The organism is Brevundimonas naejangsanensis, from assembly GCF_000635915.2.
GTDB lineage: Bacteria > Pseudomonadota > Alphaproteobacteria > Caulobacterales > Caulobacteraceae > Brevundimonas > Brevundimonas sanguinis.
Window position 1 is genome coordinate 2,890,998 of the sequence record NZ_CP015614.1, and the last position, 25,780, is coordinate 2,916,777.

Here is a 25,780-nt window from a genome sequence, read left to right on the forward strand (position 1 = left end):
GTATAGTTTTGGCTAAATCTACCAGTGTGTATCTTTTCTCGTCGCAGGAGAAAGATAAGTATTGTTTAGACCCTTTGGTGTCTAATCTGAAGCCGTATTTCAAGGACGTATTTTCTTTGTCATTCGATAAAATCTGCTCTGATATGGCCAGATTTTCTGTCGATGAATGTCCGGTCGCTATATTTTCTTCTTTGTCCGCTTATGACTTTGCTAAATTTGTCAGGGGCGGTCGTCCGTTCGTGGCGGTAGGCCTGGAGCACGGCGTGGCTCCATTTAAAGCTTATACCTACAATCCAAGATTTCTTGAGTACGACTGCTATGTTTCGCCTACCCGTCTATGGGCGAGAAGGTTGTCGTCTCTTCATCCGCGCTACGCGAACAAGTTTACTGAAGTCGCCTATCCGCGGATGGATGATCTGGTTTCGCGTTGCGACAGGCGCCGAGGCGAGAGCCATTCCGCCTGGTCAGGTGCGCAGCAGAGCGAAAGAGATCTGGTCATCCTGTCGTGGGGCGTGGATTTTTCGACCGTGCGGCGCATGCCGGACCGGGCGGGGGTCGTCTATCTGGTGCATCCTTCGATCGCCAAGGCGGCGCGTCGAACCAAGTTGAAGCACGCCAAGATCGTGGTTTCGACGCCCGACGACGCGGCCGCCCTGATTGTCGGAGCCAATCGGATTTTCGGTGATTTTTCGTCGATGACGCTGGAAGCCGCCGTCTTGAACCCTTCAGTCTATATGTTCGTAGACCGACGGTTCTATGGATCGGACTGTGATCTGAACCCGAGCTTCTTTGATCGTTCGGATGCAGCCTTCGGCCGCGTGGAGCATGCCGATTGCTCCTTGCCTATTCAGCGCGTGCTCGACCTTGAGGGATTGAAGCGCGCCTTGGCTGGCGAGACGGTCGCTCCTGAAGCCGCGGTCGTGTCGTGGGCCGTCGAGGGAATGTTGCCCAAGGCCACGGGAGATCAAGGCGCGCAGGCGGCTGCTTTGATCGGCCGCGTCGCGGCGGCCCTCTTGCCCGAGAAACGAAAGCTGGCGACGATGTCGCCCAACCTGCTGGCCCTGAAGGCGGTTGAATCCGCCTACTATGACGTCCTGGGCCGCCAGCCTGATTATCCGGCGGCGCTGTCGCATGCGCGGAACTGGTTGAACAACCCAGCGCCGCGCCCTGCCAAGACCATCAGTCTGTACAATACGTTTGCGCAAAGCGCCGAGGGGCAGAAACGCTGGGTCGCAGGCAATTTCCAGCTGCCCGAAGTGCGAGTGGAGGCTATGGCTGGCGATGTGTCGGAAATCGTCAGCTAGTCCGTGACGGCGCGGGCGGGGGGGCCGGGGCGCCGGTCGCCCCGGCCCCGTCTGGCCGCTGCCAAAAATGGCGCGTTCCGCGTGGCCTAGCGGTTCATCGCTTGTTCAGGTTCACTAGAACACCAAGGCAAACTTGTCAGGCACGCGGCGGGATCGGCTTTTTGTGTTGAAACGGCGCCACAGTCGCCATAATCAGCGCTAGAGCTGGGAACCGCTGCACTGCAACGTCGTTCGGGTTTGGAGCGCCGGTGCAGGACATGTGTCGGGGATCGGATCAACTACGAGTGTGAGGACACCATGAAGCTGAAACTTCTGGCCAGTGTCGCTGCGGCCGGGCTGTTCGCAGCCGGCGCTGCATCGGCTGAGCCCGATGGCTGGTACGGCGCGATCGACGCCGGCTACCACATCATCGACGACATCAATACGGAAGCCTCGGCGACCGGCCACAACTGGAACTGGGAAGTCAACGACGGCTGGGCGGCTTTTGCTCGCCTGGGCTACCGTTTCAACCCGAACTGGCGCGCTGAACTCGAAGGCGGCTACCGCTCGGGCGACATCGGCACCGTGCGCGCCGTCTCGGGTCCGCAGGGCCTGTGCAACCTGACGCCGGCCACCGGTCCGTGCCACTCGCCGGAAGGCGACATCACGTCGACCACCCTGATGGCCAACGTCATCTATGACTTCGGCACGCCGGACTGGACCCTGCGTCCGTTCGTCGGCCTGGGCGTGGGCGTCAACCGCGTCAACACCGACACCGTCGGCCGCCTGCGTCAGACGCCGGGCGTGACCTTCGGCGCTGACGACAGCTCGACCAAGTTCGCCGCCCAGGCGATCGCCGGTCTGGCCTGGGCCGTCTCGGACCGCGCCAACGTCGACCTGACGTACCGTTACCTGACGGGCGACATGGAGTTCGACACCCGCACCTCGGGCACGGGCGCCATTCCGTTCGGCACCCTGGCGGGCGACTATGACCAGTCGCACACCGTGACGCTGGGCCTGCGCTATGCGTTCGGCGCCGAGCCGGTCGCCCCGCCGCCGCCGCCCCCGCCGCCGCCGCCCCCGCCGCCTCCCCCGCCGCCGCCCCCGCCGCCGCCTCCGCCGCCTCCGGCCAAGCCGGCTGCCCGTCAGTTCGTGGTCTACTTCGACTTCGACCGTTCGGACCTGACGGCGGAAGCCCGCTCGGTGGTGACGCAAGCCGCCAACTACGCCAAGTCGGGCGCTCCGACGCGCGTGCTGGTGGTCGGCCACACCGACACCTCGGGCAACGCGGCCTACAACATGGGCCTGTCCAACCGCCGTGCGCGCACCGTGGCTGACGCCCTGGTCGCTCAAGGCGTCAACGGCGGCGTGATCTCGCTGGACGGCAAGGGCGAAACCGCCCCGGCCAAGGCCACCGGCGACGGCGTGCGCGAGCCGCTGAACCGCCGCGCCACCGTCGACATCAACTTCTAAGGCTCAAGGGGGCCGGTTCATCCCGGCCCCCGCGACCATAGAAGCGTCGATAAGAACCTTCCGCCGAGCTCAGGTTGCTGAGTTCGGCGGTTGTGTTTGAGCTTCAGGCGGCGCACAGGCCTTATCGGCTTGTCCATCGGGGTCTGAAGTTTAATAAGGCTCTGTCGCTAGAGAGATATCAGCGTTTGCTCGCGCCCTTCGATCCAGACCAGCCGGTCGCCGGCCTAAAGGCTCCTGTCGACCTGACCGGAAGGCGGTTCCTCATGGTGTCCGCGCCCTTCGGGCGGTTCGGGCGCAGGCTGGCGCGCGCCATCGAGAGCCGGGGCGGTGAAGTGCGCCGCATGTTGTTCAACGCCGGCGACCTTTCGAACTGGGCGCGGAGCGGCGGGCTCGCCTATCGCCGTCCCGCCAGCGAGTGGCCGCAGGACGTCGCGCGTCTGGCTAAAGAGTTCACCGACATCATCCTTTTCGGAGAGGGCGGCCCCTATAATCAGGGCGTGCTGACCCAGGCCAAACAGCTTCCCGCCCGTGTCTGGGTTCTGGAAAACGGTTACTTCCGCCCCGATTGGATCACTCTGGAGCGCAACGGCGTCAATGCGTCGAGCGGACTGCCGCGCTCGGGCGCCGGCTATCCGCCGCCGCCGCCGGAACTGCCGATTTCAAGACCTGTCGGCAAGATCCTGCCGCATCACGTGCTCAACATCAGCTTCTATCATGCGGTCCAGCCCTTCGGCCGTTTGATGTTCCCGCACTATCGCCACTACTACAGCGCTTCGCCTTGGCGACAGTGCGTGGGCCACGTGCGGCGATATCTGGCCCTGGCGGTCTCGGGCGCGAAGAGCCGGGATGTCGAGCGTCTTCAGGCTAAGGGCGACTTCTTCATCGCCTGCCTGCAGCGGGACGGCGACGCCCAACTGCTGCGCTACTCCGAGATTCACGACAATCTGTCCTTCCTGGATCGGGTGATGGCCAGCTTCGCCCGCTCGGCGCCGGCGTCGACGCGGCTGCTTGTCAAAAATCATCCGCTGGATCCCGGCGTGATCAACCTGGGCCGCGAGACGCGGCGCCTGGCGGCCAAGCATGGCCTGACCGGCCGGGTCGACTTCCTCGACGGCGGCAATCTGGCCCAATTGTGCCGTGCGTCACAGGGTATGGTCGTCAATAACTCCAGCGCGGCCTTGTCGGCGCTTGGTTTCGGCACGCCGGTCAAGGTTCTCGGCCAGGCCTTCTTTGATTTCGAGGGGCTGACCGACCAGAAGCCTCTGGACGCCTTCTGGCGCGCGCCCGCTCCCGCGGACCGCAGCCTGTTTACGGCCTTCCGCGCCTATGTGATCAACAGGACCCAGATCAACGGGAACTATCACGAGCCGCGCGCTCTGGATGCGACCGCCGAGCGCGTGGCCGACGCCCTGGCGACACGCCTGACCTAGGGTCGCCGAACGGCTCTCGGTATGGTGTGGCTCTCAGGACACCCTTGGGCGCTGTCATCGTTCTGTCATCCAGTTGTCGTCCGAGCGTCTGATGGGGGGCCTAAAGCCGCCCCATCAATGACCGCGCTGATTGCCGTTCTGGCAACTGCGTCGAAAAGGATCACAGCACCCATGTTGAACCGCAACCTCGCCTATGGGGTTTCCGCCGCAGCCATCCTGTTGGCGACCTCCAGCGCCGCCTTCGCCCAGGAAACCACGGGCGGCATCCGGGGCGTGATCACGGACGCGGCGGGCGCGCCGGTGGCCAACACGGCTGTCGTCGTCACCCACATTCCGTCGGGCACCAGCACCACGACGGTCACCAATGAAGAAGGCCTGTACACCGCGCGCAACCTGCGCGTCGGCGGCCCGTACTCGGTGACGGTGATGGTCGACGGCCAGACCGAGACGGCTCAACTGGGCAGCGTCGGCATCGGCGCTCCGACCGTGTTCGACGTGACCGTTTCGGCCATGGCCGCCGACGCCGGCGCGACCGAAGTGGCCGAAGTAGTCGTGCGCGGCGTGCGTGCTGTGCGCACTTCGCCGACCGCTCGCCTGAACCTGGAAGACATCGAGACGCTGCCGTCGATCAGCCGCGACATCAAGGACATCGTGCGCACGACCCCGTTCGCCACGGTGGACCCGACGAACAACGACGCCCTGTCGATCGGCGGCCAGAACACCCGCTACAACGCCATGCTGATCGACGGGATTAAGCAGGGCGACGACTTCGGCCTGAACGGCAACGGCTATCCGACCCTGCGTTCGCCGATCTCGCGTTCGGTGCTGCAAGCGGTCAGCGTCGACGTCGCCCCCTACGGCGTCCAGTACGGCAGCTTCACCGGCGGCGTGATCAACTCGGTCACCAAGTCGGGCGGCAACGAGTTCCACGGCGAAGCCTTCTGGGAAGTCACCAACGACAGCCTGCGCGGCGACAGCTTCAGCTATAAGGACTTCGTCTCGGGCGAGCGTCAGAACCGCTCGCTGACCGGGGAGTTCGAAGAGACGACCTGGGGCGCGACCCTCAGCGGTCCGATCATCAAGGACCGCCTGTTCTTCCTGGTGAACTACGAAAAGTATGAATCGACCCAGCCGGTCCTGTCGGGTCCGGAAGGCTCGGGCGCCGTCAACCAGGCGCCGGGCATCACCCAGGCCCAGGTCGACCAGGTCCGCGACATCGCCAAGCGCATCTACGGCTACGACCCGCTCGACTGGTCGGCCGACGCCCTGACGGTCCAGGACGAGAAATACTTCGCCAAGCTGGACTGGAACATCAACGACCAGCACCGCGCCGTCGTCTCGTACCAGCAGACCAAGGGCAGCGATCTGCGCCTGAACAACACGGTCACCAACGGCGCCTACGTCAGCGTCGGCCTGCTGTCCTCGGCCTATCAGATCGACCAGAACCTGACGGCCTACAAGGCTCAGCTGTTCTCGGACTGGACCGACACCTTCTCGACCGAGTTCTCGATCAGCCGCAAGGAAACCGAGAACCTGTCGAACGGCCTGGGCGGCAACGACTTCGCCGCCATGCAGGTCTATCTGGATGAACCGATCGGCCCGAACACGGGCGTGCGTCGTTCGATCCGCTTTGGGCCTGAGCGTTCGCGTCACGCCAACATGCTGACGGTCGACACCATGCAGTATCGCTTGGTCGGCAACTGGGAAGCCGGTTTCGGCCATCGCTTCACCGGCGGCTATGAGCGCGAAGAGCAGGACATCTTCAACCTGTTCGTTCAGGTCGCCAACGCCGAGTACGAGTTCGCGTCGCTGGCCGATTTCGAGGCCCGCAAGGCGTCGTCGGTCGGCTACACCAACGCCGCCAGCAACAACAAGAACGACGGCGGCGCCAGCTTCAGCTACGCCCTGAACACCCTGTTCCTGCAGGACGAATGGTCGGTCAGCCCCAACCTGACGCTGACGGCCGGCCTGCGCTACGACTGGTACACCTCGGACGACAAGCCGAAGTACAACAAAGCCTTCTATGACCGCTTTGGTTTCGGCAACGACACCAACCTGGACGGCATCAGCATCCTGCAGCCGCGCTTCGGCTTCAACTGGCGCCCGGACCCCACCCTGACCGTCTACGGCGGCTTCGGTCGCTTCCAGGGCGGTTCGCCCAACGTCTGGATCTCGAACTCCTATTCGAACCCCGGCAACCTGACAGGCTCGTTCCAGTGCAGGGTGAACACGAACTACCAGTCCCAGTTCGCCGGCGGCTTCGGCGTCTGCCAGAACGGTTCGTATCTGACCAACGTCGATGGTCTGAACCCGAACCAGCAGCTCAAGGACAAGGTCACCGAGAGCGCCCAACTGGGCACCGGCAACATCAACCTGATCAGCCCGGCGTTTAAGACGCCGTCGATCTGGAAGACCTCGCTGGGCGTTAACAAGATCTTCGATCTGAGCCGCTTCAACATGGGCTCGGGCTGGAGCCTGACGGCCGAGTACGTTCACTCGGAACTCGAAAACGCCATCGGCTGGGTCGACCTCAGCATGGCTCAGACCCAGAACGGCACGGCGCCGGACGGTCGTCCGATCTTTGGTCCGAACCCGGTCCGTCGCGGTCAGCAGGTGCTGATGCTGACTAACCTGAACGGCGGCAAGACCGACCAGTTCGCCATCGGCCTGGACAAGGCCTGGTACGACGGCTGGCTGGACGGCGCGGGCTTCAACCTGTCCTACACCTACCTGGACAGCACGGACCGTTCGCCGGCGACCTCGTCGACGGCCAGCTCCAACTTCGGCAACAACGCCCTGTCGGATCCGAACAACCCGGAACTGGCGGACTCGAACTATGAGATCGAGCACGCGCTGAAGCTGAACCTGACCTACTCGCGCGCCTTCTTCGGCGACTACCGCACGCGCTTTAACCTGTACGCCCAGCGTCGTTCGGGCCTGCCCTACAGCTACACCTTCGGCACCAGCCCGGCGAACCTGTACGGCGAACACGTCACGACCCAGCGTCAGCTGCTGTACGTGCCGGCGGCCGACTCGGCCGGCAACGTAACGGCGACCAGCGACCCGCGCGTCACCTACGGCCCGAACTTCAACGTCGGCGCCTTCAACGACTTCCTGCACTCGACGGGCCTGATCAAGTACGCTGGCGAAATCTCGCCGCGTAACGCCTTCAAGTCGCCCTATGTGACGACGGTCGACCTGCACATCTCGCAGGAGCTGCCGGCCTTCTTCCCGGGCGGCGCCAAGCTGGAAGGCTATGTCGACGTCAAGAACCTGGGCAACCTGATCAACGACGAGTGGGGCACGATCCAACAGATCGGCTTCCCCTACACCTCGAACAACGTCGGGGCCTCGATCGTGGACGGCAAGTACAACTACACGCTGTTCACGCCTCGCAGCCCCAGCACCTTCGGCACCGAGTCGGTGTGGCAGGTGAAGGTTGGCGTCCGCTACCGCTTCTAAGCGACGCTGAACGAAGACTAGGGGAGGGCGGTCCGGAAACGGGCCGCCCTTTCTTTTTGGTGGCCTACCGCGCAGTCGCGCTACTTGAGGCACTTGTTAAGTGGGCCTATCGCGCGTTCGCGCTGCTTGAGGCGAGTTGAGCAGGCCATGTGCGTTGAAGCGGCTGACCCGGCGAGGCCGGCCGCCATTGAACCCGAGGCCTTCAGGGCCTATCTCGCCCCCTTCGTGCTTCATCCCTTTTATGTGGACGTTTTCGGCCCATGACTTCGCCCATGACCCCGCCTATCCCTGCTGAGTGGACGCCGCATCGCGCGATGTGGGTCGGCTGGCCCAGCCACGCTGACCTGTGGGAGGACAACCTCGAACCGGCCCAGGCCGAGGTCGAGGCTCTGGTGCGCGCCCTGGCCGGGCCGGGCCGCGAGCAGGTCAAGCTGATGGTCGGCAATGACGAGGCCCTGGCCGACGCGCAGGCGCGCTTCGCCGACGCGGCGGGCGTCACCGTCGTGGCCGGGCGCTTCGGCGACATCTGGCTGCGCGACACCGGGCCGATCTTCGGCGCCGGATCGGCCTCGGCCCAGGCCTTTGTCTTCAACGGCTGGGGCGGCAAGTACGACCTGCCGCACGACGACGAGGTGGCCGACCAGATCGGCGAGCAGACGGGCGTCGCCCTAACCCGCCACGACTTCATCCTGGAAGGCGGCGCCGTGGACCACGACGGCGAAGGCACGGTGCTGACCACGCGCCAGTGCGTGCTGAACCCCAACCGCAACACCGGCTGGACCGAGGAAACGGCCGAAGCCGCCTTCGCCCAGGCCCTGGGCGCCCGGAAAGTGCTGTGGCTCGGCGACGGCCTGCTGAACGACCACACCGACGGCCATGTCGACAACCTGGCCCGCTTCGTCGCGCCGGGCGTGGTCGCCTGTCCGATCGCCTTCGGCCCCAAGGATCCCAACGCCGAAGTCTATGACGAAGCGGCCGAGGCCCTGGCCGCCATGACCGACGCCGCCGGTCGTCCGATCCGGGTGCTGCGCATCCCCTCGCCAGGCCTGATCCTGGACGAGGACGAACGCCCGATCCCGGCCAGCCACATGAACTTCCTGATCGCCGACGGCGCCGTCATCGTGCCGACCTACGGCGACGACATGGCCGCGCGCCTGGCCTGCGAAGCCCTGGCCACCGTTTTCACCGATCGCGAGATCATCCCCTTGCCGTCGATCGCCACCCTGTCGGGCGGCGGTTCCTTCCACTGCATCAGCCAGCAGGAGCCCGCGTGATGACCCGTCAAATCACCGTCGCCGCCATCCAGACCTCGTACGGCGAGGACATGCAGGCGAACATCGACAAGACCATCGGCTTCATCCGCGATGCGGCGGCCAAGGGCGCCCAGGTCATCCTGGCCCCGGAGCTGTTCCAGGGGCCGTATTTCTGCGTCTCGCAGGAGGAAAAGTGGTTCGGCGCCGCCTATCCGTGGCGCGAGCATCCGGCCGTGACCCAGCTTCAGCCCGTGGCCAGGGAGCTGGGCGTCGTACTGCCCGTCTCCATCTTCGAGCGCGAGGGGCCGCACTACTTCAACAGCCTGGTGATGATCGACGCCGACGGCGAGCTGATGGGCGTCTATCGCAAGAGCCATATTCCCGACGGCCCCGGCTATCAGGAGAAATACTACTTCCGCCCCGGCGACACCGGCTTCAAGGTCTGGGACACGCGCTTTGGCCGCATCGGCGTCGGCATCTGCTGGGATCAGTGGTACCCGGAAACGGCCCGAGCGATGATGCTGCAAGGTGCCGAGGTGCTGCTGTACCCGACCGCCATCGGCACCGAGCCGCATGACGATACGCTGGACACCGCCGCCCCTTGGCGGCGCGCCATGCAGGGCCACGCCGTGTCCAACGTCGTGCCGGTCGTCGGCGCCAACCGCATCGGCCACGAGCAGGTGACCGAGGCGGGCCAGACCTATTACGGCCACTCCTTCATCGCCGACCATCGCGGCGACCTGGTCGAAAGCCTGGACCGGGAGGAGGGCGTGCTGGTGCACACCTTCGACCTGGACTTCCTGGATCGCCACCGCGCGGCCTGGGGCTTCTTCCGCGACCGCCGCACGGACCTGTACGGCGCCCTGGCGACGGGCCGCCCGGCCTGATCCGACAGTCTTAAATCTGAGCCCAAAAGAAAAGAGGCGGAAGACCGGGGTCTTCCGCCTCTCTCATTTTATGCGTTGAACGCTATCAGAACTTCAGCGTGGCGCCGAAGGTGAAGTAGCGGCCGATCGCATCGTAGGTCTGCGGGAAGGTGTTCCCGTTGTTCGCCGAGGTGGTGCCGATCTGCGAGCCGACGATGGGCGGCGACTTGTCGAACAGGTTGTTGATCGTCGCCGTCAGACGCACCGTTTGGGTGATGTCCCAGCGGCCGCTCAGGTCGAAGTAGTCGTAGCTGTCGATCTGGGCGTAGTCCGGGAACCACTTGGTGTTGCTCGGCTCGACTTCGACGCCGGACAGATGACGCCAGTTCAGCGAGGCTGAGTAGTCGCCCAGCGTCCAGGTCGCGCGGCTGTTCCAGCGTTGTTTGACCTTGGGCTCGCCGCACGAGACCGAGTAGTAGCCGACGCAGTCACGCAGCACGGAGGCCGGGGTGGCCTGGGTTTCGTGCTTGGTGAGGATGCTGCCGTTGACGCTCAGGTCGAGGCGGCCGATGTCGCCCCAGCCGAAGTCGGACAGCTCGACGCGGTAGTTGCCCGCGATGTCGAAGCCCGAGACGCGCTCGTTGCCGGCGTTGGTCGACGGACGGATCACGCCCTTGGCGTCGACGCCGTTCAGCGAGCCGTTGGCGGCGCTGCGCTGGATGGCCTTACAGCTGTCGTTGAACGCCAGCGTCGGGTTCAGAGCCTTGTCGTAGCAGCCGTTCATGACATCAGCCAAGCTGGGGCTGTTGATCGTCTTGTCGATCTTGATGTCGTAGTAGTCCAGGCTCAGACGCAGGCTCGGCACGAAGGACGGTTGCCAGACGGCGCCGATGGTCCAGGTGTCGGCTTCTTCCGGCCCCAGGTTCGGGTTGCCGCCCGTCTGCTGGTTGACCTGGCCAGAGTTCGGCGCAGCCACATAACCGATCGCGCCCAGCGGCACGCCGGTCAGACGGCACAGGTTGCTCAGCGTGCCGGCCGTGTTGGCGTCAGCCGAGTTGATCAGATTTAACTGGCACGGATCGATCGCCATATTGCCCAGGCCGGTGACCTGCGGGTTGAACAGCTCGCCGATGTTCGGGGCGCGGGTGGCGCGCTGATACATGGCGCGGACGCGGACGTCCTCGATCGGCGACCAGTCGCCGCCGAACTTGTAGCTGCCGTAGTTGGTCTTGGAGCTGCCGGCCTTGAACTCGGTCTGGCGGTAGCCGGCTTCCAGGTTCAGGCTGTGGATGAACGGCAGGTTCTCGATCAGCGGCACCGCCAGTTCGGCGAAGGCTTCACGCAGTTCGAACTGACCGTTGCGATCCGGAACCGGCGCGCCGGTGCCCAGGATTTCGCCGTTGGTCTGAGACGCCGCATCGCCGCGCGTCGAGGCGCCCGACCGACGCCATTCGGCGCCGAAGGCCACGGCGACCTGGCGCTCGCTCCACGGGCTGGACAGGCGTTCCGGCAGCAGACCAGAGATCGAGCCCGAGGCCACGTCCTGCTTGATCGTGGTTTTGCTCATCGACGACAGGTTGATGTAGTCGATCATTTCCTGCGTGATCGTGCCTTCCGGACCGAAGACGTTGATCGGCACGCAGCCCGCCACGGGGGTGGAGGCGCCCGGAACCAGACATTCGGTCGCCGAGACGGTGTTCAGGGCGTTGCGCAGCTTGGACAGCGAACCCCAGTTACGACGCGTCAGCAGCTGCTGCGTCTCGCCGTGCGAAACATAGGCGTCGTAGTTCCAGTCGGCGTTGATGTCGCCACGGACGCCGGCCAGCAGCTGGACCGTCTTGTTCTCGATGTCGACCGGACGGGTGCCCATCTCGGTGAAACGACGGTTGATGGTCAGGTCCATCATGGTGTCGCCGCCAGCGCCGGCGACGCACTTGGCCGGATCGATCAGCAGGGCGCCGCAGAATTGCTGGCGCATGGCGTCCGGGATGAACGGGTTGCCGATCGGCACCTTATAGGTGTTGCCGAAGGTGCCGCTCGACGCGTTGTCCAGCGAGACGTTGCTCTGGACGTAGGTCAGGTGGCTGTAGACTTCAGCGGCCGAGTTGATCTTGAAGCTGCCCAGACCGTTGATCTGATAGCGGCTCAGCGGCGTCTGATACAGGTTGTACGGGTTGTAGTTGTAGCCCGCCGAGTTGTAGTTCGGGTGGTTCGAGCCGATCAGAGCGCCCGTGGTCGGGTCCAGCTCGGCGCCGGTCGGCAGGGCGACGCCGCCCTTGACCGGGGTCAGGTCGAAACGACCGGGGACCGAGGTGCCCGAACCCAGCGGCTTGCCCGAGGTCGAGGAGAGAGCGACCTCGCCCCAGGGGCGGCGCACCTGGTACAGCGGGTCGGTCTTGGTGTAGCCGAAGCTGACGACGGCGTTGCCGCGGTCATCGGCGAAGTTGCCGCCCATGGTGACGTCGAACTTGCGACGCACGGCGTCGTCTTCGCCCGAGAAGCCGTAGGAGGAGTTGACCTCGACGCCTTCGAAGTTGTTCTTCAGGATGAAGTTGACCACGCCGGCGACGGCGTCAGCGCCGTACACGGCCGAGGCGCCGCCGGTGACGGTGTCGACGCGCTCGACCAGGGCCAGCGGGATGGTGTTGGTGTCGACCACGCCTTCGAGGTTGAACGGCACCACGCGGCGGCCGTTGATCAGCACCAGCGTGCGGTTGGTGCCCAGGCCGCGCAGGTTGATGGTCGCGCCGCCGCCCGAACCGTTGTTGGTGGCCGAACCGACGGCCGGCACGGCGGCCGGCAGATCCTTGACCAGCTCTTCGACAGCCACCGGCTGCGACATAGCGATCGATTCAGAGCTCAGCGACGTGATGGGGCTGGACGCCTCATAGCCCGGCTGGCGGATGCGCGAGCCGGTAACGACGATGGAAGCGACTTCGGCGACTTCTTCATTCGCCGACTGGGCGAACGCCGGCGTGGCGGCCATGAAGCTGAGGGCGGCGCCCCCGATAATGGTCGAAGCGAGCAAGGACTCGCGAACAATTCTCTTTTTCAAAAAGAGACCCTCTCCTGAACAAAACAAGCCCCCGTCGCCCCTTGAACGAAGGGACCGATCGACGGCTCGCGGCACATCAGGGCGGTTCGCCCTGCGCGGGGGACATTACGGCGAGGCCTGCCACAAGCAAGTCGGAATTACGTCAATAATGGCACAGAGCAGAAAAAAATACTGACAAATGAAGGAAATTCGGGATGAGGCGCAAAAAATACGCTCAATTCCCAAAACTGTAACGAACGATGTTGTGTGAGGCGCCGTCGCGATCATCGGCGCTGCTGCCCCAGGGGTAGCCTTTATCGTCGCCGCAGTAGGACCGTCGGCCCTCGCGAGCGTTCTGCACCACCAGGCGCGGGCGCAGCCGGGCGGCGCCGCTGAAGAGGTTGTCGGTGATGGTGTTGTAGGACGGCGTCTGGTGGCGGATGACGCCGCGCTCGCCGCAGTTGCGATAGAGGAAGACGCCGGGCCGCCCGCCCAGTTCGAAGCGGTTGCCGATGATGCGATTGCGGGTCGAACCGTCGATGGCGATCATCTCGCGCTGGGTCCGGGTGCGGAGCAGGTTGTCCTCGATCCGGTTGTCGGCGCTTTCGGCGTCCAGATAGATGGCGGTTGAGACGCTGTCGCCCTCCAGGATCGAACCCAGCAGGCTCAGCCGGGTGACGCCCGGACCGACATAGAGTGGGATCGTCCCCGCCGCGCGGATCGTCACGTTCTCCAGCGTCACATGACTGGGCGCCGTCGCCTGCAGGCGGTCGGTGTGATCCCTTGTGCGCGAAGAGGCGCGCAGGTCGTCATAGCGTCCATCGGCGCCCATGCCCCAGACCCGCACGGCGCCGTTGATCCGGCAGTTGCGGATGCGGACATCGGTCGGACGGCTCCAGAGGGCGGCGTCGATGCGGCGCGACCAGATGGCGATGGTCGGCGCCGAGGCTGCGACCGGAACCTCCGGGCGGCCGACCGTCCCGCCGCCGCAGTCCAACTGGGCGCCTGAAGCTTCTGCGCCGATGATGCGCACGGGACGGACGATTGTCTGGTCCGGCGTAAGCGCTGCGCGGCAGGCCAGCAGGTAGGGGGTATCGGCCTCGGCGGTCAGGGCGGCGATGTCCTGCGCGTCGCAGGGGCGGGCGGCGGGCATGGACCAGGCTTCGGCGGAGAGCAGCAGGAAGGTCGCCAGAATGCTCATCGCGTCGCTGTCAACAGGACGCGGCCGTCAGGGCAGGGGCGTGGCCAGGGCCCGCGCCTCGGCCGCGCAGCCGGGGTTGCGCGCGCCCGTCGCACGCACGGCGGCCAGTTCCGCTCGCGCGGCGATCAGGTCGGCCTGAAAAGCGGGCTGGGCGGCGGCGGCCTGAAACACGGCGCGGCCCAGTTCGTCGCCGGCGGCCACGTCGCGCGGATAGTGCATCGCGCAGACCAGTCGGCTGCGGCCCAGTTCGTCGCCCATGCGGCGGGCGGCCTCGGCGCGGGCCGGCTCAAGGGCGGCGAAGGCTTCGCCATAGACGGCGCCGACTGTCGAACTGCCGGATGGATAGGAGGCGCTGCGTCGGCCCGCCTCGGTCAGCCGCTGGCAGGCGTTGCGCTGAAGATCGTCGCCGACCGGGCGGGGGCGATGGGCGCGGGCCTTGACCCTTTCGGCGACGGTGTCGGCGTCATGAAACAGCCGCTGCATCATCCGGGTCAGCTGCGGAACGGCGGCCGGGTCCAGGCGCGCGTCCAGGGCGCAGTCGAAATGCTGCAGCGCCAGCGGCGGGCGCAACTCGGCGTGAGCCGTGGCCAGCAGCCAGCGGTCGGTGTCTTCCAGGGCGATGAAGCGGGCGGAACGGGCCTTGTCGTCCAGATCTTCGGCCGAGCCGGGCGCAGGCGGCGGGGGGACGGCGTCGGCCAGGGCGGCCACGACGGTTTCGTCCAGATAGCCCGCCACGACAGGCGCGCGGGCGGCTTCAGGCCGCAGAGCGGCGGGCGTTCCGGCGCAGGCGCTTAACAAGACGGCCAGGACAGCCGCCGTCGCCACGGCGCGCGGGCCGCCCGGTGTGCGCATCAGGCCCCGGCGCTCCAGGACAGTTGCACCGAGGTCAGGCCGTCTTCGCCCGGCGAGGCGACGACCTGGAGGCTGGCCCCGTTGTCGCCGGATGCGGCGGCGCCATAGGCGCGGGCCTCGCCCTGATTCATGGCCATGATCGAGGCCAGCCCCGCCTGCTCAGCCCGCTGGCGATAGAAGGCCACGACGGCTTCCGGGTCTGCATCGGTGCTGAAGGTGATCAGGCCGCCGGGCCCGCTTGGCCCATTGGCGGCGATCGGGGCGCCGTCAGCCTGGGCTCCGGGGTAGACGACGGCGAAGGCGGGCGCGCCGCGGATCGCCCCCGCCGAGGCCGGGGAGGCGCCGCCAGTCGAAGCGGCGGCCGAAGCGGCGTCCGGCTCGAAAGAGCGGGCCGCAGCCTCTTCGCCTTGGGACGCAGCGGGACCGTCGCACGCCGCCAGCCCGATGCTGAACGCCAGGACCCCGATCGCCACGCAACGCCTCATTCCCACTACATCCTTAATGTCGCTAATGGGGCGCACCGTGGCCTATCCGTGCGGCGGCAGCAAGGCGGTTCAACCGGTAGGGGCGTCGACGTCGTCGCCGGGCTGGCCGGTGGACTTGCGCGCCTGTTCAGGCCCGCCGGCAGGGCGCGTGGCGGCGTCGCGCGCGGCCACGCCTTCGCGAGCGAGCGCGTCGTTGATGACGTCCTGGTCCGGATCAATCTCGGAGCCCGACGCCGAGCCGCCCCGCAGGGAGCCGGCGCGGGTGTCAGAGCCCGAATCAGTGCCCTCCAGCGCCTTGTTCAGCGCGTCGCGCAGGTGGCCGCGATCGGTCTTCTCGCCCATGGCGGCGGCTTCGCGGCTTTCGTCGTTTTCGGTCTTGGGGTCGGTCATGCAGATCTCCCGTGGCTGGACCAGAAACAAGCGGCCGGGAGGCGGGGCGGTTCCGTCGGGCCTGCGCACGCGCGAAGCGGACAAGAAAAAAGGCCGGAAGCGTGCGCTTCCGGCCCTTGATGCATCCGGCGAGCCGGAGGCGTCTTCTTATTTGCCGAACAGCTTGGCCCACTGGCGCGGCTCGCGCTTCTTCCACGAGTCGCGGTGATAGGCGTCCGAACCAATCAGCGGCACGACGGTGGTGGCTTCGGCGTAGACCATCTGTTCGTAGGTGGTCGAAACCTTGCCCCACGAGGCGGCTTCCTGCAGCGTCGAGGACGAGCAGGCGCCGTCGCGCACGTCGGCGACCGTGATCTGCACGGCGTATTTGTGCATCTCGGCGTCTTCACCGAGGATCTCGGCGCAGACGACGGTGTCCTGGGCGAAGTTCTTGGGCACGCCGCCGCCGACCATGAACAGGGCCGTGGTGCCGGCCGCGATCTTGATGTCGGTCAGTTCGCGGAAGTCCGCGACCGCGTCGATCATCATGTACGGCTTGCCGGCCTTGGCGCGTTCCTTCTGGTGCTTGACCAGGCCGAAACCGGCCGAGCTATCGACGAAGGCCGGGCAGAAGATCGGCACGCCCTTTTCATAGGCGGTCTGGATCAGCGAGCCGGGCTTCTTGGCGTTGCCTTCCGACAGCCACTTGCCCATTTCCCAGATGAACTCGCGCGAGGAATAGCCGCGCGGCTCCAGGCGGTTGGCGATCTCATAGATCGCGTTGTCGCAGTCCTGCAGCTCTTCTTCGTCGATGTAGGTGTCGTATATGCGGTCGATGTAGTTGTCGCGCAGGATGTTGTCGTCGACCGGGCCCGCAGCCTGATAGTGCTTGTAGCCAAGCGCTTCGAAGAAATCCATGTCGACGATGGAGGCGCCGGTGGCGACCACGGCGTCGATCATGTTGAACTGCACCATGTCGCGATAGACGTGCATGCAGCCGCCGGCCGAGGTCGAACCGGCCAGGATCAGCCACGGCGAGCAGGTCTCGTCTTCCAGGGCCATGTTGAAGATGTCGGCCGCGCGGGCGGTGTCGCGCGAGCTGAACGACATCTTGCGCATGGAATCGATGATCGGGCGGGCGTCGAAGCTGGTGATGTCGACGTGCTCGACGGTGGTGGCCAGCAGTTCGGCTTTTTTGTTCGACTGAACGGGAGCGTTCATTTCAGCGGTTTCCCTCGGATTTGAGCGCCCGTCGTCAATAAGGAACAGCGGCCCGGACGGAGCGACGGGCCGCTGCTTGTACCAAAGCCTTGAGACATTTTTCAGTTCAAGGCGGGGTGTTGTGGATCAGCGCTTGCGTTTGCGCTGGCCGGCCTTGCCCTTGGGACGCGACAGGCGAACGATCTTGCGGGCGTTCTCCTCGGCCGTGGTGCGCACGGTCGGGATGGAGCGCGGCGCCAGGCCGTACATCGAACCCATCGGGGCGTCCTCGACCACGGCGATGTCATGTTCGCCATAGCCGTTGAAGCCCGTCGTCATGGCCACGCCATAGGCGCCCAGCATGCCGATCTCGATGAAGTCGCCTTCCTGCACATCGGCGGGCAGCCAAAACGGGCCGGGCATGTGGTCGATGCTGTCGCAGGTCGGGCCATAGAAGCGGAAGGGCTTCAGTTCCGACGCCGCGTCTCCGTCCCGCACCAGCTTGGTCGGGAAGGGCCAGCGCGAGTGGGTGGCGTCGAACAGCGAGCCGTACGACCCGTCGTTCAGATAAAGGGCGTCGCCCTTGCGCAGGTCCACGCGGCACAGCACCGACGACGATTCGGCCACCAGCGCCCGGCCGGGCTCGCACCACAGCTCGGTCGTTTCCGACACCGGCATCTCGTTGAAGCCGCGATGGATGGCGTCGGCGTATTCGCTCAGGTCCGGCGGGACCATGCCCGGATAGACCGACGGGAAGCCGCCGCCGACGTCGACGATATCGACGAAGACGCCCGCCTTCTTGATGGCGCGGCCGACCTGGGTCATCGCCGCCTCATAGGCCGAGGGGCGCATGCACTGCGAACCGACGTGGAACGACACGCCCATCAGGCCGTCCTGAACCGCCTGGCGGGTGGCCAGCAGCAGGGCGGGGGCCTGATCCGGGGTGACGCCGAACTTGCCCGACAGCGAATAGGCGGCGCCATCGGCCGACACACCCATGCGAACCACCAGATTCAGGTCCTCGGCGTGGCCGGTGGCCTCGAGGATCTTGTTCAGTTCGTCATGGCTGTCGAGCACGAAGGTGCGCACGCCGTGGTCGGCGTAGGCCGCACGGATGGCGCCGCGGCTCTTGACCGGGTGCATGAAGGCCAGGCGCGCGTTCGGGCTGACCGATCGAACCAGTTCGATCTCGGCCAGGGACGCGACGTCAAACGCGTTGACGCCCTGTTCGACCAGAGTCTCGATGACCCAGCGCGAAGGGTTCGCCTTCACCGCATAGAAGACGTCGGCTTTCAGATTATCCTGGAACCACTGCGCCGCTACGGCAACGGAGCGAGGACGCACGAGTGCGACCGGACGCTCCGGGGACCGCTGACGGACCAGGTCCAGGGGAAACTGGTACGTGTGCAACGCACGTAACCCCCTGATGATTGTTAAACCCAGACCCGGCGTTAGCGGCGCAAGTAGGACCTACGGGGTCCGCCGGAACGCGCGATATGGGGGCATTGGCGTGTCATGTAAAGCGGAAATATTGCGGCGCGGTTCCCCGATCCGCAGCGGCGATAGCGTCCCACGGTCTGCATCGGGCCGCCCGACGGCGGCTTGGCCGAGACGGGGCCGGCCCGCTTGCCCTTCTGCTTCTATATGGGGTTGCCCGGGCTGACGCGGCTTGGGCGCGGCGTCCCGAACATGGGGCCGGTGGGGGCCGCGAGGCGGCGCTGCGCGGCCGGGGCGATCGGGTCGAACGGGCGGCTTCCAAGGCGGAGGCCCTGTGCTGAAAAGGCTCACCCACTGGACGTAATCGACGCAGACATGCCATTAAGACTTGCCCTTGCGCCCATCTCGCGTCATGCGGCGCCCCCTTTGTCGCAACCTCATCCATGGGTTCATGAGTTCTTCAACAGCCGCCGTCGCCTCTGTCCGCGACGTCTCGAAGACCTACGGGGCCAGAAAGGCGCTCGACGGCGTGTCCGTCGAGGTCGGCGCCGGTGAAATGGTCGCCCTGATCGGTCCTTCAGGGTCGGGCAAGTCCACCCTGCTGCGTTCGATCACGGGTCTGCACCCGATCGATCCCGGCGGGACCATCTCGGTTTTCGGCGATGTCGTTCAGCAGAACGGCCGCGTCACGGGCGCCGTGCGCCGTGCGCGCGGACGGCTGGGCATGATCTTCCAGCAGTTTAATCTGGTGGGTCGGCTGAGCCTGTTCTCCAACGTCATGCTGGGCGCGCTTGGCCGTCTGCCCGCCTGGCGCGGCCTGTTCGGCGTCTGGCCGGGCGCGGACAAGGACAAGGCCATGGCGGCCCTGCACCGCGTCGGCGTGTCCGAATACGCCGCCCAGCGCGCCAACACCCTGTCCGGCGGTCAGCAGCAGCGCGGCGCCATCGCCCGCGCCCTGGTCCAGGGCGCCAAGGCCATTCTGGCCGACGAACCCGTCGCCTCGCTGGACCCGGTGTCGGCCCGCAAGGTGATGGAGCTGCTGGTCGAGCTGAACAAGCGCGACGGCCTGGGCGTCATCGTCACCCTGCACCAGGTGGACTACGCCATCCGCTACTGCGACCGCGTCGTCGCCCTGCAGAAGGGCAAGGTGGTTTACGACGGGCCCTCGACCGGCCTGGACACCAAGCGCCTGATTGAAATCTACGGTCCCGAATACGAGGACGCGTTCTGGGAAGCCAAGGCATGACCCATTCCAACTTGACCCGCCGGATGCTGGGCCTGGCCGCCGGCGCGGCCCTGGCCGTCAGCCTCGCGGCCTGCGGCCAGGGCGACAAGGCCGGCGCTGCCAAGGGCGCGCCGTCCGAGATCAGCTTCGCCATCCTTCCGGCCGAGGGACAGGCGTCCTCCGGTCCGCTGTGGCAGCCGCTGCTGGACGACATGACCAAGGCCGTCGGCGTGCCGGTGAAGCCTTATTTCGCGTCCAACTACACCGTGCTGGTCGAGGCCATGCGCGGCAATCAGATCCAGGCCGCCTGGTTCCCGGCCAAGACCGCCATCGAGGCGATCGAACGCTCCAAGGGCGAAGTCGTCGCCCGCATCGTCGACCCCGAAGGCCGCGATTCCTACCAGTCGACCCTGATCGTCAAAAAAGGCTCGGGCATCACGCTGGACGACGTGCTGGCCTGCGGCAAGAAATACGACTTCGGCATCGGCGACGCCCTGTCGACCTCGGGCACGCTGGCCCCGATGACCTTCCTGTTCAATCCGCACAATGTCGTGCCGAACGAGTGCTTCAAGACGGTGCGCACGGCCAACCACCAGGCCAACTCCTTCGCCGTGGCCAACGGCCTGGTGCAGGTGGCGACGTCGAACACCATCAACACCGTCTTCATCGGCCGCTCCAACCCGCAGATCGCCGCTCAGCTTGAGGAAATCTGGCGCTCGCCCCCGATCCCGGAGGCGGGCATCGTCATCCGCGAAGACCTGGATCCGGCGATCAAGGAAAAGATCCGCGGCTTCTTCCTGACCTATGGCCGGGGCGAGGGCGCCGAGGCCGAGCGCCAGCGCAAGATCCTGAAGGACCTGAACTATTCGGGCTTCAACCCGGCCGACGAATCCTATCTGAACCCGGTCCGCGAGATGATCGCAGACCAGACCCTGACCGAGGCCAAGGCCAAGGGCGACGCCGCCGGCGCCGCGCGCGCCGAGGCTGAACTGCAACGCCTGCGTCGCCTGCGCGAGGTCCAGCCTTGACCGACGCTTCGCTTACCGCCGCCGCCGGCATTCCCAAGGCGCCCGCCAAATCGGCCGGCGCCTGGGCGCTGGACATCCTGATCTGGGGCGGTCTGGCCGTCCTGCTGCTGATCAGCATCGAGGCTGTGGATCTGGGCAATCTGTCGCGCCTGATCACCAACTCGTCCAATATCCAGACCTTCGCCGCCGACCTGCTGCGCCCGAACTTCGCCGACTGGCGCCTGTTCGTCGGCAAGATGTGGGAGACGATCCAGATCGCCCTGTGGGGCACCTTCCTGGCCATCTTCCTGGGCGTGCCCATGGGCCTGGCCGCCGCGCGCAACATCGCCCCGGTCTGGGTGGTGCAGCCGGTGCGCTGGATCATGAACATGCTGCGCTCCATCCCCGATCTGGTGATGGGTCTGCTGTTCGTCGTCGCCGTGGGCCTGGGTCCGCTGGCGGGCGTCCTGGCCATCGCGCTGAACACGGCAGGCGTTCTGGCCAAGCTGTTTTCCGAAGCGGTCGAGTCGATCGACAAGGGCCCGGTCGAAGGCGTGCGCGCCACCGGCGCGTCCAAGCTGCACGAGATCGTCTGGGGCGTGATCCCCCAGGTGGCGCCTCTGTGGACCTCTTTCGCCCTCTACCGTTTCGAATCGAACAGCCGCTCGGCCACCGTCCTGGGCCTGATCGGCGCGGGCGGCATCGGCCAGGTCCTGTTCGACCGCATGAACGGTTTCGCCTTCCGCGACGTTTCGGCCGTGGTCATCGTGGTCATCGTCGCGGTGACCCTAATCGACTTCCTTTCGCAGGCGATGCGTCGACGTTTGCTCTGACTGTCACAAAGGTCTGGCCGGACCGTCACACTCTCCTGCTTTAAGCGTCGCACACTGACGACTGGAGAAGGTCCGGCCATGATCCGCACACTGAAGTTTACGGCCTGCGCGGCCGCCCTGCTGGCCCTGGCGGCCTGCGGCGACAACGAGGGCGGCGCCCCCGGTTCGCAGAAGGCCCGCACGGGCATCTGGGCCGCCGGCTCCTCGACCGTCTTCCCCTTCTCCACCCGCGTGGCGGAAACCTTCTCCCGCAACGGCGGCGGATCGTCGCCTCGGGTCGAGGCCCTGGGCACCGGCGGCGGCATTCAGGCTTTCTGTTCGGGGATCGGCCCGTCGACCCCGGACATCGCCAACGCTTCGCGCCCGATGAAGGCCAGCGAGTTCGACCGCTGCGTCGCCAACGGCGTCACCGACATCGTCGAGCTCAAGATCGGCTATGACGGCATCGTCGTCGCCACGGCCCGCACCGGCCAGAGCTTCAACCTCGAGCTCAACGACCTCTACGAGGCCCTGGGCAAGGACGTGCCGGGCGCCGACGGCCAGTTGATCGCCAACCCGGCCAAGACCTGGAACGAGGTCAACAAGGCCCTGCCGGCCACCCGCATCCAGGTCTATGGCCCGCCGCCGACCTCGGGCACGCGCGACGCCTTCCTGGAGCTGGGCATGGCGCCGGGCGCCAAGCTGATCCCGGCCGTCGCCGCCATCGAGAAGCAGGACAAGACCCGCTTCGAGACCATCGCCCACACCCTGCGCGAAGACGGCGCCTGGGTCGACTCGGGCGAGAACGACAACGCCATCGTCCAGACCCTGACCCGCACGCCGGGCTCGCTGGGCGTGTTCGGCTTCTCCTTCCTTGAGCAGAACATGGACACGGTGAAGGCCGAGACCATCGACGGCGTGGCCCCCTCGGTCGCCACCATCGCCGACGGCTCCTATCCGCTGGCCCGCAGCCTCTACATCTACGTCAAGAAAGCCCACATCGGCGTGACGCCGGGCCTGGAACAGTTCGTACAGGAGTTCATGTCCGACGGCTCGGCCGGTCGCGGCGGCTATCTGCAGGACCGCGGCCTGGTGCCGCTGCCCGCCGACCAGCTGGCGGCCGAACGCGCCAAGGCGGCGGCCATGACCTCGATGTCGCGCCCGAACTAAAGAGCGCCCCATCCCAAAAAAAAGGCCCGGCGAGTCTCCTCGCCGGGCCTTTCATTTGCAGGCGACTGCTTAGAAGTCGGCGGTCAGGCCCACGAAGATGTAGCGACCCATCGCGTCGTAGGTTTGCGGATAGGTGTTGTTGTTGCCCGTCGTGCCGACGCTGTAGGACAGCGGCGGATCGCGATCGAGGATGTTGTTGACCCCTGCGCGCAGGCGCAGGTTCTCGCGAACCTGCCAGGTGCCGGCCAGGTCGAGGTAGTTCTGGGCGTCGAACGAGCCGTCCAGGCGATCGGTCCCGCCCAGATTGTCAACTCCGCCGTAGTAGCGCCAGGTCAGCGAGAGGTCGCTGCTCCACGGCGTCTGCCAGGTGACGCGAGCGCGGTGACGCCATTCGTTCTTGGGCGTGCCGCATTCATTGCCGAAGAAGCCGACGCAGTCATACGGGGTGACGCCTTCGCCCGGATCAGTCTCCAGCTTCTCCAACCACGAACCGACGAAGTTGAAGGCCAGCTTGCCGTATTCGCTGAGGTTGAAGCGCTCCAGCTCCAAGCCGTAGTTGACGTTCACATCGACGCCGGAGGTTTCTAGCCCGCCGATGTTGGTGTTGAACGCCTCCACATAGCCGCCGGTGGTCCACAAGGTGCCAATATCGCTGCGGACGATGCGGGCGCAAGCGGCCGGGTCGTCGTTCTCATAGCAGCGTTCCAGGGTCACCAGCGGATCGATGATGTCGATCCGGTCCTTCAGCTTGATCGAGTAGTAGTCGACCGAGATGTTCAGGCCGGGGGCGAACGACGGCGTAAACACCGTGCCGATGGTGAAGGTGTCGGCGGTTTCCGGCGCCAGGTCGGGGTTGCCGGCCTGCAGGAAGTTGTACTGACCGGCCGGGCTTTCCAGTAGGCCGCCTGCGTCCGTCGCCAGACCGTACTGGGCCGCAGGCACGCCGGTGGCGACGCACTGCGTCAGGCTGGCCGTCGGGTTGGGGCCGCAAGGATCGCCGTCGGAGTCGAACAGGTTCAGGCCTTCCGGCCGGAACAGTTCGACCACGTTCGGCGCGCGGGTGGTGCGGGCGAAGCTGGCGCGGAAGCGGATGTCCTGCACCGGCGCCCAGTCGAGGCCCAGGCCATAGGCGTCCGAGTTGAACTTGTCGTAGGTGGACCGACGATAGGAGCCGTTGATGGACACCTGCTCGGCCAGGGGTTGGCCCTCGATCAGCGGCATCCGGAACTCGCCGAACAGGTCGTAGACCTGAACCGAGCCGGAGACGTTCGGGGTGGGTCCGCCCTGACCGGCCAGGTCGCCGGTCTGGAAGGCCACGTCCGAAGCGGCGTCGAGCTTGTCACGACGGTATTCGGCCCCGAAGGCCACCTGCAGACCCTGCTCGGCCCAGGGACTGGCCCAGCCGTACTTCGTCAGGTCGCCGGTCATGGCGGCCGTCAGAACCTGCTGCTCGGTCTTGCCGCGCTGAAGGCCGGCCACCTGGATGTAGTTGAGGGCTTCCTGCGTCACGCCGTCTGGCGAGTAGAGGTTGTAGGGCACGCAGGCGGCGTCGACCGGAGCCAGCGGGCCGGTCGGGCCGTCCGGATCGATGGCCGAGACGCAGGCGGCCTGACCCGTGGCGGGGTCGATGGCGACGTCCAGGGCGCGGCCGATGCGGATGTTGGAGAACTCGTTGCGGTAGATACGGCTCAGCTGGACCTTCGAATAGGTCGCCGCGATGTCGTAGCTCCACGCGTCGTCCAGGTCGCCGCGGATGCCCACCACCCCGCGATAGTTCTGCGAGCTGATGTCGTCCTGACGGCCGCCGCCTTCGACGTTGCGTCGGCCCACCAGAACCTCGACGGTTTCGACGCCGGCGGCGCACCCGAGACCGGCCGCCTGAGCGGCGCTGAGCAGGGGGTTGTCGCAGCTGATGTTGTAGCCGCCGTTGGCCGAGGTGCCGCCGCCGAAGAAGATGCCCGACGGGGCGATCTGGGCGACCGTGCTGTAGTCGCTGAACGACAGGCTGGTGAAGGCCTCGATCTTGTCGTTGACCTGATAGTTGCCGAAGGCCCCCAGGGTGTAGCGCTCATCGGGGCGCTGGAAGTGGTTCAGCGGCCCGAAGTTGTAGGCGTCGTTGCCCGTGTAGTTGCGGAAGCCGCCGCCGTCGGCCACGGTCAGGTTCGCGCCGTTTTCCAGCGACAGGAAGCGGCCGGTGGCGTTGGTCGACGAGCCGCCGCAGGTGAAGTCGTCCCCGGCTTCACCGCCCAGCGAACAGGCCGAATAGTCGCGATCGCGGCCCAGGATCTTGTTGTTCTTACGCCAACCGGCGTAGGCGGTCAGGTTGCCGCGATCATCCGGGGCGTTGACGCCCATGGCGATGGTGACCTCGCGGCTGAAGCCGTCCATCACATTGTCGTCGGGCAGTCGGAACTGCGACGGGTTGCCGCTGGCGCGGCCCTCGATGACGCGGCGCAGGTTGCCGGGGCCGTCATAGTCGTTGTTGTGCTGGTTAAAGCCGTACTGCGCGTCGATCTGCAGACCTTGGAAATTCTTGCGCATGATGAAGTTCACGACGCCGGCGATGGCGTCTGAACCGTAGACGGCGGCCGCGCCGCCCGTCAGGACCTCGACACGCTCGACCAACTGGCCCGGAATCTGGTTCAGGTCGGCGGCCGTGTCGTTCGGCGAGCCGTAGCCCATCCGGCGCCCGTCGATCAGGACCAGCGTCCGGTCAGGTCCGAGCGCGCGCAGGTCCACGCTGGCGGTGCCCGAGGCGCCGTTCGAGACGGTCGAGTTCTGCGCCGCGAAGGCCTGGGGCAGCTGATTCACCAGGTCTTCGACCCGAGTGACGCCCTGAACGTCGATGTCCTCGCCGGTCACCTGGGTCACGGGGCTGGTCGTAGTCAGGTTGGGCTGAGGAATGCGTGACCCGGTGACGATGATGTCGCCCACTCGGGCCGCTTCTTCCTGGGCCGACTGCGCGGCGGCCGGGCCCGCGAAGGCCGCGATCGTCATGCCTGTGATGATCGTTGATGCAAGCAAATGCTTGCGATTAATGAAGGTACTCAAAGGAAGCCTCCTCTTGTCTGCCCTGTCCTATGGGGTTCCCAAGGACTTTATCGATCAGGTCTTCGACATCGACATCGTGAGCATTGATAACGGATCAATCTCGATCAAATGTTAGGCGCGTTATGTCAGTCTTCGCTATGTCAAAGGCGATGGCGGATATAACGAGGTCT

At 66.0% G+C, this 25,780-nt stretch carries 18 protein-coding genes; 10 read left to right on the forward strand and 8 right to left on the reverse strand.

Going from position 1 to position 25,780, the window contains the following annotated elements:
• The first annotated feature begins 26 nt into the window (after nucleotides 1-26).
• The 6 genes from DA69_RS13820 (at nucleotide 27) to aguB (ending at nucleotide 9,788) form a co-directional block, all read left to right on the forward strand.
• Complete coding sequence (locus DA69_RS13820; RefSeq protein WP_235599172.1) at nucleotides 27-1,304, forward strand: hypothetical protein; 1,278 nt, start codon at nucleotides 27-29, stop codon at nucleotides 1,302-1,304.
• A 297-nt stretch (nucleotides 1,305-1,601) separates the two neighbouring features.
• Nucleotides 1,602-2,756 (forward strand): OmpA family protein, encoded by a 1,155-nt coding sequence (locus tag DA69_RS13825; RefSeq protein ID WP_064108297.1) that lies wholly within the window; start codon nucleotides 1,602-1,604, stop codon nucleotides 2,754-2,756.
• A gap of 263 nt (nucleotides 2,757-3,019) precedes the next feature.
• Complete coding sequence (locus tag DA69_RS13830; RefSeq protein WP_235599173.1) at nucleotides 3,020-4,186, forward strand: capsular biosynthesis protein; 1,167 nt, start codon at nucleotides 3,020-3,022, stop codon at nucleotides 4,184-4,186.
• A 171-nt stretch (nucleotides 4,187-4,357) separates the two neighbouring features.
• On the forward strand, nucleotides 4,358-7,648 hold the full coding sequence (locus DA69_RS13835) for a TonB-dependent receptor (RefSeq protein ID WP_025978640.1): 3,291 nt from the start codon (nucleotides 4,358-4,360) through the stop codon (nucleotides 7,646-7,648).
• A gap of 272 nt (nucleotides 7,649-7,920) precedes the next feature.
• Nucleotides 7,921-8,922 (forward strand): agmatine deiminase family protein, encoded by a 1,002-nt coding sequence (locus tag DA69_RS13840; RefSeq protein WP_025978641.1) that lies wholly within the window; start codon nucleotides 7,921-7,923, stop codon nucleotides 8,920-8,922.
• Complete coding sequence (aguB, locus tag DA69_RS13845; RefSeq protein WP_025978642.1) at nucleotides 8,922-9,788, forward strand: N-carbamoylputrescine amidase; 867 nt, start codon at nucleotides 8,922-8,924, stop codon at nucleotides 9,786-9,788. The genes DA69_RS13840 and aguB overlap by 1 nt, the downstream gene beginning before the upstream one ends.
• Before the next feature lie 85 nt (nucleotides 9,789-9,873).
• Here aguB and DA69_RS13850 read toward each other — a convergent pair whose 3' ends face one another.
• From DA69_RS13850 to DA69_RS13880, 7 genes are all read right to left on the reverse strand, one after another.
• Nucleotides 9,874-12,822 carry a TonB-dependent receptor domain-containing protein gene (locus DA69_RS13850; protein WP_035302694.1) on the reverse strand — a complete coding sequence of 983 codons (2,949 nt, stop codon included), beginning with the start codon at nucleotides 12,820-12,822 and terminating at the stop codon, nucleotides 9,874-9,876.
• Between the two features lie 214 nt (nucleotides 12,823-13,036).
• Nucleotides 13,037-14,002, reverse strand: a complete 966-nt coding sequence (locus tag DA69_RS13855; RefSeq protein WP_025978644.1) for a right-handed parallel beta-helix repeat-containing protein — start codon at nucleotides 14,000-14,002, stop codon at nucleotides 13,037-13,039.
• A gap of 27 nt (nucleotides 14,003-14,029) precedes the next feature.
• On the reverse strand, nucleotides 14,030-14,854 hold the full coding sequence (locus tag DA69_RS13860; protein WP_025978645.1) for a PA-phosphatase: 825 nt from the start codon (nucleotides 14,852-14,854) through the stop codon (nucleotides 14,030-14,032).
• The gene (locus DA69_RS13865) at nucleotides 14,854-15,327 is read right to left on the reverse strand and encodes a hypothetical protein (RefSeq protein WP_025978646.1); all 474 of its coding nucleotides are present in this window, start codon (nucleotides 15,325-15,327) and stop codon (nucleotides 14,854-14,856) included. Before DA69_RS13865 ends, DA69_RS13860 begins: the two co-directional genes overlap by 1 nt.
• Nucleotides 15,328-15,408: 81 nt before the next feature.
• On the reverse strand, nucleotides 15,409-15,729 hold the full coding sequence (locus DA69_RS13870) for a ribonuclease (protein WP_025978647.1): 321 nt from the start codon (nucleotides 15,727-15,729) through the stop codon (nucleotides 15,409-15,411).
• 147 nt (nucleotides 15,730-15,876) lie between these two features.
• Complete coding sequence (locus DA69_RS13875; RefSeq protein WP_024355263.1) at nucleotides 15,877-16,929, reverse strand: 1,9-bis(guanidino)-5-aza-nonane synthase; 1,053 nt, start codon at nucleotides 16,927-16,929, stop codon at nucleotides 15,877-15,879.
• Between the two features lie 126 nt (nucleotides 16,930-17,055).
• Complete coding sequence (locus DA69_RS13880) at nucleotides 17,056-18,318, reverse strand: type III PLP-dependent enzyme (RefSeq protein WP_025978648.1); 1,263 nt, start codon at nucleotides 18,316-18,318, stop codon at nucleotides 17,056-17,058.
• A gap of 478 nt (nucleotides 18,319-18,796) precedes the next feature.
• On the opposite strand from DA69_RS13880, the gene phnC reads away from it, so the two are divergent.
• The 4 genes from phnC (at nucleotide 18,797) to DA69_RS13900 (ending at nucleotide 22,559) form a co-directional block, all read left to right on the forward strand.
• Nucleotides 18,797-19,591, forward strand: coding sequence for a phosphonate ABC transporter ATP-binding protein (gene phnC / locus DA69_RS13885; RefSeq protein ID WP_025978649.1), 795 nt, complete (start codon nucleotides 18,797-18,799; stop codon nucleotides 19,589-19,591).
• A complete protein-coding gene (phnD, locus tag DA69_RS13890; protein WP_025978650.1) occupies nucleotides 19,588-20,598 on the forward strand; it encodes a phosphate/phosphite/phosphonate ABC transporter substrate-binding protein in 1,011 nt (336 codons plus the stop codon). Before phnC ends, phnD begins: the two co-directional genes overlap by 4 nt.
• Entirely contained in the window at nucleotides 20,595-21,410 is an 816-nt protein-coding gene (gene phnE / locus DA69_RS13895; protein WP_025978651.1) for a phosphonate ABC transporter, permease protein PhnE, read from the forward strand. The genes phnD and phnE overlap by 4 nt, the downstream gene beginning before the upstream one ends.
• 78 nt (nucleotides 21,411-21,488) lie before the next feature.
• Complete coding sequence (locus tag DA69_RS13900; protein WP_025978652.1) at nucleotides 21,489-22,559, forward strand: substrate-binding domain-containing protein; 1,071 nt, start codon at nucleotides 21,489-21,491, stop codon at nucleotides 22,557-22,559.
• A 69-nt stretch (nucleotides 22,560-22,628) separates the two neighbouring features.
• Here the strand turns inward: DA69_RS13900 and DA69_RS13905 are convergent, their stop codons facing one another.
• Nucleotides 22,629-25,556: a TonB-dependent receptor domain-containing protein gene (locus tag DA69_RS13905; protein WP_025978653.1), complete on the reverse strand. Its 2,928-nt coding sequence runs from the start codon at nucleotides 25,554-25,556 to the stop codon at nucleotides 22,629-22,631.
• Between the last annotated feature and the right edge of the window lie 224 nt (nucleotides 25,557-25,780).

Bases quoted from the DNA above. Each gene is read 5' to 3' on its own strand.
- DA69_RS13835 (WP_025978640.1), top strand. From the start codon at position 4,358: ATGTTGAACCGCAACCTCGCCTATGGGGTTTCCGCCGCAGCCATCCTG.
- phnD (WP_025978650.1), top strand. From the start codon at position 19,588: ATGACCCATTCCAACTTGACCCGCCGGATGCTGGGCCTGGCCGCCGGC.
- DA69_RS13855 (WP_025978644.1), bottom strand. From the start codon at position 14,002: ATGAGCATTCTGGCGACCTTCCTGCTGCTCTCCGCCGAAGCCTGGTCC.
- DA69_RS13875 (WP_024355263.1), bottom strand. From the start codon at position 16,929: ATGAACGCTCCCGTTCAGTCGAACAAAAAAGCCGAACTGCTGGCCACC.
- DA69_RS13830 (WP_235599173.1), top strand. From the start codon at position 3,020: ATGGTGTCCGCGCCCTTCGGGCGGTTCGGGCGCAGGCTGGCGCGCGCC.
- DA69_RS13905 (WP_025978653.1), bottom strand. From the start codon at position 25,556: ATGACGATCGCGGCCTTCGCGGGCCCGGCCGCCGCGCAGTCGGCCCAG.
- aguB (WP_025978642.1), top strand. From the start codon at position 8,922: ATGACCCGTCAAATCACCGTCGCCGCCATCCAGACCTCGTACGGCGAG.
- DA69_RS13860 (WP_025978645.1), bottom strand. From the start codon at position 14,854: ATGCGCACACCGGGCGGCCCGCGCGCCGTGGCGACGGCGGCTGTCCTG.
- DA69_RS13825 (WP_064108297.1), top strand. From the start codon at position 1,602: ATGAAGCTGAAACTTCTGGCCAGTGTCGCTGCGGCCGGGCTGTTCGCA.
- phnC (WP_025978649.1), top strand. From the start codon at position 18,797: ATGAGTTCTTCAACAGCCGCCGTCGCCTCTGTCCGCGACGTCTCGAAG.
- DA69_RS13840 (WP_025978641.1), top strand. From the start codon at position 7,921: ATGACCCCGCCTATCCCTGCTGAGTGGACGCCGCATCGCGCGATGTGG.
- DA69_RS13870 (WP_025978647.1), bottom strand. From the start codon at position 15,729: ATGACCGACCCCAAGACCGAAAACGACGAAAGCCGCGAAGCCGCCGCC.
- DA69_RS13900 (WP_025978652.1), top strand. From the start codon at position 21,489: ATGATCCGCACACTGAAGTTTACGGCCTGCGCGGCCGCCCTGCTGGCC.